The sequence below is a fragment of the Pseudarthrobacter sulfonivorans genome (assembly GCF_024391045.1).
Classification (GTDB): Bacteria; Actinomycetota; Actinomycetes; order Actinomycetales; family Micrococcaceae; genus Arthrobacter; species Arthrobacter sulfonivorans_B.
In genome coordinates this window covers 260475-273258 of record NZ_JANFCZ010000002.1, presented here as the reverse complement: position 1 = coordinate 273258, position 12784 = coordinate 260475, and the positions used below count along the sequence as shown (strand labels likewise).

9 protein-coding genes are annotated in these 12784 nt (G+C 66.7%); 7 read left to right on the top strand and 2 right to left on the bottom strand.

All coding sequences use genetic code 11. The features are described from left to right. Positions 1-8: 8 nt before the first annotated feature. Positions 9-1391: a 4-aminobutyrate--2-oxoglutarate transaminase gene (gene gabT / locus NQJ30_RS02605; RefSeq protein ID WP_255768166.1), complete on the top strand. Its 1383-nt coding sequence runs from the start codon at positions 9-11 to the stop codon at positions 1389-1391. A gap of 47 nt (positions 1392-1438) precedes the next feature. On the opposite strand, the gene NQJ30_RS02600 is transcribed toward gabT, so the two are convergent. Further along, positions 1439-2758, bottom strand: a complete 1320-nt coding sequence (locus NQJ30_RS02600) for a dihydrolipoyl dehydrogenase family protein (protein ID WP_255768165.1) — start codon at positions 2756-2758, stop codon at positions 1439-1441. Positions 2759-3439: 681 nt separating this feature from the next. On the opposite strand from NQJ30_RS02600, the gene NQJ30_RS02595 reads away from it, so the two are divergent. From NQJ30_RS02595 to NQJ30_RS02575, 5 genes are read left to right on the top strand one after another with little or no spacing between them, the layout of a single operon-like run. Beyond that, the gene (locus NQJ30_RS02595; RefSeq protein ID WP_255768164.1) at positions 3440-3988 is read left to right on the top strand and encodes a hypothetical protein; all 549 of its coding nucleotides are present in this window, start codon (positions 3440-3442) and stop codon (positions 3986-3988) included. 2 nt (positions 3989-3990) lie between these two features. Then, positions 3991-5328: a glycosyltransferase family 2 protein gene (locus tag NQJ30_RS02590; RefSeq protein ID WP_255768163.1), complete on the top strand. Its 1338-nt coding sequence runs from the start codon at positions 3991-3993 to the stop codon at positions 5326-5328. Positions 5329-5347: 19 nt separating this feature from the next. Further along, on the top strand, positions 5348-7111 hold the full coding sequence (locus NQJ30_RS02585; RefSeq protein WP_255768162.1) for a polysaccharide deacetylase family protein: 1764 nt from the start codon (positions 5348-5350) through the stop codon (positions 7109-7111). A 58-nt stretch (positions 7112-7169) separates the two neighbouring features. Next, positions 7170-8954: a polysaccharide deacetylase family protein gene (locus NQJ30_RS02580; protein ID WP_255768161.1), complete on the top strand. Its 1785-nt coding sequence runs from the start codon at positions 7170-7172 to the stop codon at positions 8952-8954. Between the two features lie 22 nt (positions 8955-8976). Next, entirely contained in the window at positions 8977-10665 is a 1689-nt protein-coding gene (locus NQJ30_RS02575; RefSeq protein ID WP_255768159.1) for an endo-1,4-beta-xylanase, read from the top strand. A gap of 3 nt (positions 10666-10668) precedes the next feature. On the opposite strand, the gene rarD is transcribed toward NQJ30_RS02575, so the two are convergent. Further along, positions 10669-11691 (bottom strand): EamA family transporter RarD, encoded by a 1023-nt coding sequence (rarD, locus tag NQJ30_RS02570; RefSeq protein ID WP_255768158.1) that lies wholly within the window; start codon positions 11689-11691, stop codon positions 10669-10671. Between the two features lie 84 nt (positions 11692-11775). Between rarD and NQJ30_RS02565 the strand changes: the two genes are divergently transcribed. Beyond that, positions 11776-12774, top strand: a complete 999-nt coding sequence (locus NQJ30_RS02565; protein WP_255768198.1) for a DNA topoisomerase IB — start codon at positions 11776-11778, stop codon at positions 12772-12774. Positions 12775-12784 lie beyond the last annotated feature (10 nt).

Genomic DNA, 12784 nt, shown 5'->3' with positions numbered 1-12784 from the left:
GAAATCCCATGACCACCACCGCACATGACATCGTCTTCCGCCTGGAACAGAAGCGCCGCGTCCAGGCCGACTTCCCGGGCCCCAAGTCCATCGCCCTGACCGAACGCCGCCGGGCCGTGGTGGCCGCAGGCGTCGCCTCGAGCGTCCCCGTCTATGTGGCCGATGCCGACGGCGGGATCATCCACGACGTGGACGGCAACGCCTTCATCGACCTCGGCTCGGGCATCGCCGTGACCAGCGTCGGCGCGTCCGATCCCGCCGTCATCGGCGCCGTGAAGGAAGCCGTGGAGCACTTCACGCACACCTGCTTCATGGTCACCCCGTACGAAAGCTACGTTGCCCTGGCCGAGCAGCTGAACCGGCTGACCCCCGGCGACCACGAAAAGCGCACGGTGCTCTTCAACTCGGGCGCCGAGGCAGTGGAGAACGCTGTGAAGGTGGCCCGCCTCGCCACGGGGCGTGACGCCGTCGTCGCCTTCGACCACGCCTACCACGGCCGCACCAACCTGACCATGGCGCTGACCGCCAAGGCCATGCCGTACAAGTCGGGTCCGGCCGGGAGCTTTGGCCCGTTCGCGCCCGAGGTCTACCGCGTGCCGATGAGTTACCCGTACCGCGAGGAAAACCCGGACCTCACCGGCGCCGAGGCAGCACAGCGGGCCATCACCATGATCGAAAAACAGATCGGTGCCGGCCTGGTGGCTGCGGTCATCATCGAACCGATCCAGGGGGAGGGGGGCTTCATCGTGCCCGCCGAGGGCTTCCTCCCGGCCCTGGCCGCCTGGGCCCGGGACAACGGCATCGTCCTCATCGCCGACGAGGTCCAGTCCGGCTTCTGCCGCACCGGCGAATGGTTCGCCGTGAACCACGAAGGGGTTGTCCCGGACATCATCACCATGGCCAAGGGCATCGCCGGCGGCATGCCGCTTTCAGCCATCACCGGCCGCGCCGACCTGCTCGACGCCGTCCACGCGGGCGGGCTGGGCGGGACGTACGGCGGAAACCCCGTGGCGTGCGCCGCGGCACTGGCCGCGATCGGCTCCATGGAGGAGTACAACCTGGCCGGCCGGGCCCGGCACATCGAGGAACTGGCCACCGGCCGGCTGCACGCACTTCAGAAGGAACTGGCCGGCGCCCGGAAAGCCGTCATGGGCGACGTCCGCGGCCGCGGTGCGATGCTCGCCATTGAACTGGTCCATGCCGGAACCAAGCAACCCAACCCGGAGCTGACCAAGGCTGTGGCGGCCGCCTGCCTCCAGGAAGGCGTCATCATCCTCACCTGCGGCACCTATGGCAACGTCATCCGCCTGCTGCCTCCGCTGGTGATCACGGACGAGTTGCTGAACGACGGCCTGGATGTCCTGGCCGGTGCCATCAGGGCGAACGCGTAGGGCCGCTCCCGGCAGCTTTTCCAGAAAGCTGCTACGCCAGAAGGCCGCTATCCCAGGAAAGCGTCGCTGAACAGCAGCTGAAGTCCCTCGGCCATGGTGGGGTGCGTGATCACGGCGTCGCGCACCTGCTGGTAGCGCATGCCGCCGAGCATCGCCATCTGGACAACGGCGATGACTTCGCTGGCCTCGGCGCTGAGCAGGGCGGCGCCAAGGATCAGATGGGTGTCACGGTCGACGACGGCCCTCCAGACGCCGTCGAGCTGGCCGAGGGTGCGGGCGCGGGGAATGGCGGAGACAGGCATGCGGGCCACGCGGACGTTGTGGCCAGCGGCCCGCGCTTCGGCTTCGCTCAGGCCCACCCGGCCGAGCTCTGGGGTGATGAACACGCAGTAGGGGACCAGGCGGTCCGTCGTGGTGAGGTCACCCCCGGCCAGGTTGGCCTTGAGGATGCGGTAATCGTTCCATGACGCATGGGTGAACTGCGGCGACCCGGCAACGTCCCCGGCCGCCCAGATGCCGCTGGCCGTGGTCCGGAGGTGATCGTCCACCTCCACGAAGCCGCGCGGTGTCAGGTGGACGCCGGTTTTCTCCAGTCCCAGCCCCGCCGTGACCGGCTCGCGGCCCAGTGCCACCAGAATCTGGCCCGCGGAGACGGTGCCGCCGTCGGACAGTTCCACCGTCACGGTGCCGTCGGCGGCACGGGTGACCCGGGTGGCTTCGACGCCCAGACGGACATCCACGCCGTCGCGGCTGAAGACCTCGCCCACCGAGGCGCCCACGTCCGCGTCCTCCCGGCCCAGGAGGTGCGCCCCGCGGTGAATCACCGTGACGCGGACGCCCATGAGATGCAGCATCGACGCATATTCCGCACCGATGTAGCCTCCCCCGAGAACCACGATGCTGGACGGCAGCTCTTCGATCCGGAGGATGCTCTCGCTGGTCAGGACACTGGCGCCGGCAAGTCCGTCGATGGCCGGCAGGGCAGGCACCATGCCGGTGTTGATGACAACATTGGTTCCGCTGATGGTGCGGGTGCCGCCGCCGTCGAGCGCCACTTCCACGGTGCGTTCTGCGACGAACTTGGCTTCGCCGATCACCAGGTCCATCCCGGAACCAAGGAACGACTTCCGCTGCCCGGCCACCATGGTGTCCACAACGTCGTCTTTGCGGTGGCGAAGCCGCACCGCGTCGATGGCGGGAGACTCTGCGCCCGTGATGCCGAATTCAGCGGCCCGGCGCATGGTCTTCAGCAGCCGGGCGCTGTTGACGAGGGTTTTTGTGGGGATACACGCCACATTGATGCAGGTGCCGCCGATCATGCCGCGTTCCACCATTGCAACGCTCTGGCCGGCCGCAGCCAGGTCCATAGCGAGGGACTTCCCCGCTTTGCCTCCTCCGCCACGAGCAGATCCACGTTATGGGGCTTCATTTGCTTGGCCTACTTCCGTGCCGGAGATTTGGTGCCTGCCGCCCTCAGCGTATCTGCAGGACGCCCCGGCGCACCTGGGCGCTGCCCTGCTGGTTGCGTTCCGGCCGGCTTCCAAAGGGGGCTACCTAATATGCCGCTAGGGGCAACTACCTAATACCCTCGGTCCGTGCCTGGTCAACTCCCTAACTCCCGGCCTCTGCCAGGCGCCATTCGTAAGTAGCCCCAAGAATCTTTTAGAGTACCGGCTACTCGTGTTTGGCCCCTCCAAGGATACGTAACTTGGACTTACCAACGGGCCGGGTATGCAGCTCCTGGAAGGCCCACCGCTGAGGAGAATCGGTATGAAACCCCTCCAAAATATTGACACCCGGGAGACGGGAATGGGGAGCGCCGGCGACACGGTCTGCCTCAGCCCCGGCCTGCCTGCCCCGGAAAGCGGACTTCCGTTCCCACCCGTCCCGAACCAGCGGCTGGCCCGGGGCCCTTCGGTCCCACGCCGCCTCATGAGAGTGACTTCAACCAACACAGGCTACTTCGACGCCGGACTGGCTACGCCCCCCGAGCGGGAGCGGTTCCCCGGCGCCAATGACAAGATCTTGCACGAGACAGGGGAAATGCAATGACTCAGCTTTCAGCCGCAAACGAGAGCGTTACCCTGATTGCACAAGCGACCTTTGGCCGCGACAGCGCCATGTTCGAGGGCCTGCTCGGTTTTGTGGCTCAGCTGAGCGTAGTGCTCTGGGCCCTTGTGATCCTCACCGTGATCATGCGTTTCGTAGGCGTCGCGATGTACCGGCGCGGAGCCCGACGCCGCGCTGCGCGCGCGGCCGCTGCCGTGACCCCGGCACCGCTGGCAGCCATTCCGGCCCCTGCGATGCCCGCCAGCGCGGCCGTTATGGCCCTGGTTCCGCCGGCCGCAGTCCAGCTGACCGACGCCGTTGTCCTTCCCGCTGAGTTCGCCGAGGGCGTCCTCGAGGGCGTCCTCGCCGACGCCCTGCCGGCCGACGCCGCTGCGAAGGCGACGTTCGGCGAGGTCCTGCATCCGGCCGCGGCGCCCGCCGTCGCCACGTCCATGAATATCCAGCACCGCGGAACGCATAACTGGCGCTCCGAGCCCAAGTCCGCCTCCCACCTGCCCGCGCTCGCCTCCAACTCCACGGAGGTGTGAGCGTGGACATCCCCCTCGTCATCTTCTGGCTATTCGCCGGGGTCAGCATCCTCTACGTGGTGCACTTCGGCGTCTACCTGGTGGGTGCCAACTTCTATGACGTCTGGCAACAGCGGAGGAGGGGGGGACGGGGCGTTCGGCGCCCCGTCGAGTACGGGCCCGAATGTGCGGCGTCGGCCACGTGGACCCGCCGGGCCATCCCCGAGGTTCCCGGGCTGGTGTCCGTCGTCATCGCGGCCCATAACGAGGAGGCGGTGATCGTCCGGACGCTGGACTCCGTCCGGCGCAGCACCTACCGCCCTTTCCAGGTCATCGTGGCGGACGACGCATCCACTGACCTCACCGGCCGGCTGGTCCGCGACTACCAGGTGCGTCACCCCGAGTTGGACCTGCGCATCGTGCGGATGCGGCAGAACGTCGGCAAGGGCGCGGCGCTCAACGCGGCGCTTCGCCGCCACGTGCGCGGCCAGTTCGTGATGACGCTCGACGCCGACTCGACCATTGAACCTGACGCAATCACGAACGCGCTGACCTACTTCGAGGACCCGTACGTGGCCGGTGTCGCCGCCAACGTGCAGATCCTGGAGGAGGGGACGGTGCTCGGCATCCTGCAGCGGTTCGAGCACATGATCGGCTACCGCTCGAAGAAGCTCTATTCGCTGCTGAACTGCGAGTACGTGGTGGGCGGGGTGGCCTCCACTTATCGGATGCGGGTGCTGCGCAAGGTGGGCTTCTACGACACGGACACCCTCACCGAGGACATTGGCCTCAGCGCCAAGATCACGAACCTGGGCAACCGGCGCTTCCGCATGGTCTACGGCGCGGACGTGGTGGCGCAGACCGAGGGCGTGCTGACCCTCCCGGCCCTGGCGAAGCAGCGCTACCGGTGGAAGTACGGGAGCCTCCAAAACCTCATCAAGTACCGCGGCATGATCTTCAACCCCAGCCGCCGGTACGCCAAGACATTGACCTACTACCGGATGCCCATGGCGCTGCTCAGCGAGTTTACGCTGCTCGTCTCGCCCCTGGCCTGGACGTACGCGCTCTACTGGTCGCTTGTCACGCAGACCCCCGCGCTGGTACTCGGAGCGTACGCGACCATCACCGCCTACACGCTACTGACGGTCTGGTTGGATGAGAATCTGACCACGAAGGAACGTATCCGGCTGTCCATTTATGCGCCAACGGCTTACTTCCTGTACTACATCATGGACCTGGTGCAGCTGACGGCGGCGATCCGGTGCATCGCGCGCTCTCGCGGCCTGTTCCGGCGTCCCAAGGTCAACACGTGGAAGTCGCCGCAGCGGGCCGGCGCCGTGCTGGTGCCAGCCCGTGCGTAAGCGCTCGTGGATTCTCCGTGTGCTGCTGAATCCGCTCGTCGTCATCTCGATGGTGGTCGTCCTGATCACGGCCGGATGGCTGGCGTACACCGGTGGGAAGAGCAGCATCGCCCAGGCACGGCCCGGCGCCAACCTGTTCCCCACGCTGGTTGCCACGGCAACTGCGGCCGGCACTTCGGCGGCACCCGCCGGGACCGTGGGCGGCTGGAATGTCCGCCACAGCGCTGACGCCGCGACCTCGCTGGGACAGGTCAACGGTCAGCTGAGCGGCCAGGCACTGGAGCTCGATATAACCCAATACACGTCGGGCGATGTGACGTTGACCAGCCCGCGGGTCAACGTTGAAGCCGGCAAGACCTACCTGTTCAAGGCGTACGCCACCAGTGACGCGGACTTCATGCTGCTGCGCCGCCAGTACAACTCCGACGGCAGCACCACCCTGGAGCAACTGCGGAACCCCCTCGAGCGGCCTGGCAACAGCCCGTTCACCGTGAGCGACGCCTTCAAGAGCGCAAACCCAACGGCCTCGGTGGAGTATGTCTTCCGGCTTTCCTCGAAGGCCACCTTCCGGGTGGAGGGGGCGTACCTCGAGGCGGCGGACGACGTCCGGCCGCCGGCTGCCGCGGTCACCGGCCCCAACCTCATCCCCAACCCCGCGTTCGCGGGCCCCCAGCCGGGCGCTCCGGACTCCTGGTCCCCGTACTCCTCCGGGGTGTCGACGGTCGAATCCGGGCGCAGCAAGGACGCCGCCGGGAACTTTCTCTGGACCCGCATCTCGAATTACCAGAACGGCGAAGTGAAGTGGCAGTACGAGCCGATCCCGGTGACCAGCGACCGGTATTTTGAGTTTGGCGCGACCTACCAAGCCGACCGCGAACTGGACGTCGTGGCGGAATTCGAGCTCGCAGCGGGTGGCCGCGAGTTCCACAACCTGGAGACGGTGCCGCCCGCCGGGGAGTGGACAGCGATCAGGGAGTCGTTCCAGGTCCCCGAAGGGGCGAAATCCGTCATGGTCACGCTCATCTCGCACGGGGACGGCACCACCAACGTCCGCGACTATTCACTGACTGACGTGACCAAACCTGGCCCGCTCCGCTGGGACAAGCCGCTGGTCTCCATCACGTTCGACGACGGCTGGCAGTCGATGTATGACCGCGCCCTCCCGTTGCTGAACCAGCATGGCTTCAAAACCACCCAGTACGTCAACCCCAGTTCCATCGAGACGCCGAACTTCGTGACAGCCGCCGAGGTGCAGCAGATGCACGACGCCGGACATGAGATCGCTGCACACAGCTACGAACACCTCGACCTCACCTCAATCGGCACCGACCGGTTGGACGAACAGCTGCGCAAGAGCGAGGAAGCCCTGGCAGCAGCCGGACTGTCCACCGACGACCTGGCACCGCCGTACGGACGGTCCGATGCCCAGGTCGACTGGTACGCGAGCAAGTACTTCGACATCATGCGGGGGACGGACGATGGCCTCAACACCCGGCAGAACCTCAACTCGCACGATCTGAAGGTCCTCTACATCACCGATGAGACCACGCCGGAGCAACTGACCCAGGCGCTCGCCGATGCGTCCCGGGCCAACGGCTGGCTCATCCTCGTGTACCACCAGATCGCAACCCCGTCGAACACCGGAACCCAGGAACACACCATCGCCGCGGACCGGAGCACCATCACCAGCGACGTCTTCGCCGCCCAGTTGCAGCTCATCGACCAAAGCGGCATTGACGTCTTGCCGGTCGCGCAGGCGTTCAAGCAGTTGCAGGGCCCGTGACCCTCATTCGGCTGTGTCACCCGGCGCTGTCGGCCCCCCGCAAAGAACGGAGAAACTCATGACCGGAATCAGATCCAGCTTGGCGCGGGGGCGCGCCAGGCTCGTGGCCCTCGGGGCGGTGGGGGCCATGGCCACCGCACTGCTGTCCCCGGCAGCTGCCTACGCCGCCGTGGACAACCCCGCCCCGGCCGCGCTGGTGTCCTTCACCTTCGACGACGGCCAAGCCAGCGCGCTCACCCAGGCGGCGCCCACCCTGCAGAAATACGGGCTGACCGGCACCAACTACGTGATCACGGGCTGCGTCGGTATGACCACCGTGCCAAACACCTGCCGTGCCAACACCGATGTGCCCTACATGACGTGGGCCCAGATCACTCAGCTGCAGAACACCTACGGCTGGGAAATCGGGTCGCATACGGTGGACCATCAGTGCCTTGTAAGTACCGGCAACGACTGCCAGGCCAACAAGCTGACGGCCGCGCAAGTGGACGCCGAGCTGGCCAACAGCAAGGCCACTCTGGTGGCCAACGGCTTCAACCCGACGGCGTTCGCCCCGCCGTACGGGGACTACGACATGTCCGCGGTGGCCCGGGTGGCCAAGTACTACAGCTCGATGCGCGGCTTCGCCGACACCGGCAACAACCCCTGGCCGCTCGGTGACTACCTGCTCCGCGACGTCCCGGTCCAGGAGGTCACCACGCCGGTGGCCAACCTGAAGGCACAGGTTGACGCGGCGATCGCGAACAAGCAGTGGGTCATCTTTACGTTCCACGACATCCGGCCGAATCCGAGCCAGGTCCCGGACGACTACGAATACGGCACCGCCGAGCTCGACCAACTGGCCGCGTACGTCAAGACCAAGGTCACGGCAGGGCAGATCAAGAACGTCAACGTCAGCAAGGGCCTGGTGAACGGCACCCCCAACAAGTTGGCGAACCCCACGTTCAACAACGGACTCGGGGACGGCTGGCGGACCGACGCCCCGGCAACCATCACGGCGGACGCCGCCAACAACGGCAGCTACCCGGACTTCGCCAAGTCGGTGAAGCTGGTCTCAGGCTCCACAGCAGGTCATCTGTTCTCGCCGACGGTCCCGGTAACGCCCACCACGAACTACATGTTCAAGGCCTTCCTCAACGTGGCTTCGATCACCACCGGTGAAGTCGGGTTCTACGTCGACGAGTACAACGCTGCCGGACAGTGGATCTCCGGGCAGTTCCGTAAACGGGAGAACTCACGGTGGGTGGAGTCGATGAACTTCAACTACACGCCAAGTTCCACCAACGTGGCCTCGGCCAGCCTGCAGGTCTGGGTGACCGGAACCGGCATCACGGCCTACCTGGACAACGTGCAGATGCTGGCGCTCGGCGCGGAGACCACCCCGCCGCCCGCGTCCAACCTCGTCGCCAACGGCACGTTCGACGCCGGTATCAGCTCCGGCTGGACAACCGACTCGGCCACCACCATCCTGGCCGACGCCGCCAACCACGGCAGCCCGGCCAACCCGGTGAACTCGGTCAAGCTGACGGCCACCACGGCGAACAAGCACCTGTTCTCCCCGCAGGTCGCGGTGACGGCCGGTTCGTACAAGATCGCCAGCTACCTCAACGTCGCGGCGCGGACCAGCGGTGAGGTGGGCTTCTATATCGACGAGTACAACGCCGCCGGGCAGTGGATCTCCGGGCAGTATAAGCTCGGCGTAACGGCCGCCGGCGTGACCAACGTTGACCTGACATACTCGCCCAGCACCACTGCGGTAGCCAAGGCGAGCCTGCAGGTCATTGTCCAGGGCAACTCGGGGGTCCAGGCGTACTTCGACGACGTCCGCTGGACCAAGCCCTAACGACCAGGAAGAGGGACACAGGATGGCCGGACGCACACACACTCTCATGACGGTGCTGGCGTCCGGCCTCCTCCTTGTCCTGGCGGGCTGCTCCTCACCCACACCGAAGCCGGATGTGAATGTGGACCTGTTGCACGAGAACTGGCAGGACATCCCCGGCGTGACGGCCGGGAGCAACGGCCTGCAGGTCACCGCGACCGACAGGCGCATCGTCGAGCAGAACGGCACGGGAGGCCAGCCGAACCCGCCGCTCAACCTGGCGGGCACACACCTGATGGTCAGCGGAGATTTCACCCTCAGCGCGACGTTCGCCGACGTCACGGGCGATGCGTCCTGGGCGCTGTACGACCGTCCCCCCGTCATCGCGGACGAATTCCGCGTCGAGCCGGCGGGCCTGCGGCTCACCCTCCAGGGCAAGGATCTGGACATCGCCGTGTTCGACGGCACCCAGAAGCGGGACATGACGCAGCCTGTCCCCGTGCATGACGAGCGCGCCACTCTGACCGACCCTGCAGCGACCCTCTCGGTGCACCGGTCCGGGGACAACCTTGAGATCACCAGCGGCGGGGACAAAATCGCCTCGCTTCCCTTCGGCAAGGTGTTTTCCTCCGGAGAGCTGTGGCTCGGACTCTCGAGCGACTCCGGGGCGTTCGACGTCACGTCCCTCAAAGCGGTTGCGCCGGAGAGCGCCGGCCTGCGTACGTCGGGCGTTGCTGTCGCCGACGGCCAGTCCTCCTCGGACGGCCTGCAGGCACTGGCCGCCAAAACCCGGCCGGACTTCAAGATCGGTGCCGCCGTGGCGCTCGGGCCGCTTGCCTCGGACGCCGACTACGCGCGGGAACTCGTGGGCAACTTCGGCTCCATCACGCCGGAAAACGCCATGAAGCCGCAATTCCTCTCGCCGCAGCAGGGCGTCTATACCTTCGAGGAGGCGGACGCGATCGTTGCCATCGCAGAGCGCAAGGGCATGACGGTGCACGGCCACACCATTGCCTTCAGCGAGGCGATGCCGCGCTGGATGCAGGATCTCCCCAGCGGAACGGACTCGGAGCGCAAGTCCAGCGCCACCGCGCTGCTCGACTATGTGAAAACCGTGGTGACGCACTTCAAGGGGCACTTGGCCTCGCTCGACGTCGTCAATGAACCGTTCGACGTCGACCAGGGGACCAGCATGCAGCAGAACATCTGGTACCGCGTCTTCGGGCCCGGCTACCCGGCGGTCGTGTCCAAGGCCGTGTACGACGCCGATCCGGGGGTCAAACAGTTCATCAACGAGAACGGGGCCGACGTGCCAGGGCCGCGCCAGGGCGCCCTTCTCAAGCTGACCCGCGACACGAACGCCCAGGGCGGCCACATCTACGGCGTGGGCCTCCAGGCTCACATTTACGACCTCGACACCGATGCCATTCCGCAGGAACAGCTTTCCAGGACGCTCGCCACTTTCCAGGCGGCCGGCCTCTACGTGCGCATTTCGGAGAATGACGTCACGGATGACCACGGGAAGGATGCCCAGGCCAAGCAGTACGCCTCGGTGCTGGCCACCTGCCTGGGCTCGCGTGCGTGCGTCTCGTACACGACGTGGGGTGTGGACAACCGCTACAACTGGTCCATCGACGACTCCGGCAACCTGCAGCAGGGCCACGATTTCCTGTTCGATGACGGGCAAGCCAGGCCCGCATACGACGCCATGAAGAGCGCGCTGGGCGGCTGACCGTCAGCGGCGGGCAAGCCGCCTGGCGGCCGAGTTCTTCCCCGCCGTCCGCAGCATATCCACCGTCAGGACCAGCAGCGCCAGCCACACCACCCCGAAACCGATCCAGCGGTCCGGCGTCATGGCCTCTTTGAAGACCAGCAGGGCCACGACAAACTGCAGCAGCGGAGCCACATACTGCAGCAGCCCGATGGTGGTCAGCGGCAGCCGGCGGGCCGACGCGCCGAAGAAGAGCAGCGGCACTGCCGTGAGCACGCCGGAAGCCGCCAGCAGCCAGAAATGGCCGGGCCCCTGACTGGCTAGGGTGGCGGAGCCGCTCAGGGCGAGGAAGATCATGGCGGCCCCGGCCAGCGGTGCCAGCACCATGGTTTCGACGCTGAGGCTTGTCACCGCATCCACTTTGCGGCCCACCCGGTTCTTCACGAACCCGTACAGGCCGAAACTAAAGGCCAACGTCAGAGCGATCCACGGCAGTTTGCCGTAGCTCACCGTGAGCACGCCCACCGCGACGAAACCGATTCCGACGGCGGCCCACTGCAGGGCGCGCAGCTTCTCCTTGAGCACAATCACGCCGAGGAGGACGGAGACGAGTGGGTTGATGAAGTAGCCCAGCGAGGCTTCTACGGCCTGGCCGGTGGTCACGCCATAAGTGTAAGTCAGCCAGTTCACGGCGATGAGGGCGCCGGCGATGGCCAGGGCGCCGAAGACGGACCGGTCGCGGAAGGCGTTGGCCAGGGCGCGCCACGACCGTGTGAACGTGATCAGCAGTGCGCAGAAAAGCAGCGACCACACCACCCGGTTGGCCACGATTTCCACCGGCGAGGCGGGCAGGAGCGCAATGAAGTAGAGGGGAAGCAGCCCCCACAGCCCGTAGGCGCCGAAGCCGAACAGGATTCCCGCCGTCGTCTCCTTGTCCACTGCCTTAGGGGCCGGAGCCCCGGCTCCGCCGGCAGGCTTTCCCGCAGGCTGTACAGCGGTGGCTTTGGCGGCGGGGGTGGGACCGTTGGGAGTAGGCACGTCTCCCATAACATCATGCTCCCGGCGGGTATTCCGCCAAATCATCAGTAGGCTTGCCTTTATGGGATGGACGAACGGGCAGGGTGCCTCGTCATGAGGCTCCGCCGCAGTAACGCGAACGGCCGCGGCTACCGGCGGGTGGCCGCGGGGACGGGTTTCAGTTACCGGGACCTGGACGGCTCCACCCTGCCTCCGGGGCCCGTCCGGGACCGGCTGGAGAGCATCGGGATCCCGCCGGCCTGGAAGGACGTGTGGATCGCGCCGTTCGAGAACGGGCACATCCAGGCGACGGGACTGGATGCCGTGGGCCGGCGGCAGTACATCTACCATCCGGAATGGCGTGAGCGGAAAGACCGGCTGAAGTTTGATCGCGCCCTGCAGCTGGCCGAGTCGTTGCCCGCCGCGCGCCGGCTGGTCACCCTTGACCTGCGCAGCGACGGCCTCAGCCGCGAACGTGTCCTGGCGGCCGCGTTCAGGATGCTGGACAGCGGGTCCCTGCGGGTGGGCTCGGAGCGGTACACCAACGAGAACGGCAGCCGCGGCCTGGCCACTCTGCTGTGCGCGCACGTCCGCGTCCGCAAGGAAACACTGGAGCTGAGGTTCCCCGCGAAGAGCGGCAAGGACTGGGAATCCGAAATTCACGACGCCGACCTTGCCGCCCTGGTGCGGACCCTCAAGCGCCGCGGTGGCAACGCCCGTCTGCTGGCGTATAAGGACGGGCGGAGCTGGCACCCCGTGACCAGCGCGGAGATCAACGCCTACGTCAAGGAGCGGACCGGCCTGGACTTCACCGCCAAGGATTTCAGGACCCTGCGCGGGACGGTGGCGGCTGCCCTCAGCCTGGCGCGCAGCGGGCCGCAGGCAAAGGTGGCGGCGCGGAAGCGGGCCATCAGCATGGCGATGGAGGAGGCGGCGGCCGTACTGGGGAACACCCCGTCCATCGCCCGCAAGAGCTACGTTGATCCCCGGCTGCTGGACCATTTTGCCGCGGGGGAGACCATCGATCCCCACCGCGCACAGTCTGCGGAGTCCGAGCTCCGTGCGCTGCTCTACCGGGAAGGGGACGTGGTACCGCTCCCGAGGGGCAGCTGAGCCTGCCGCA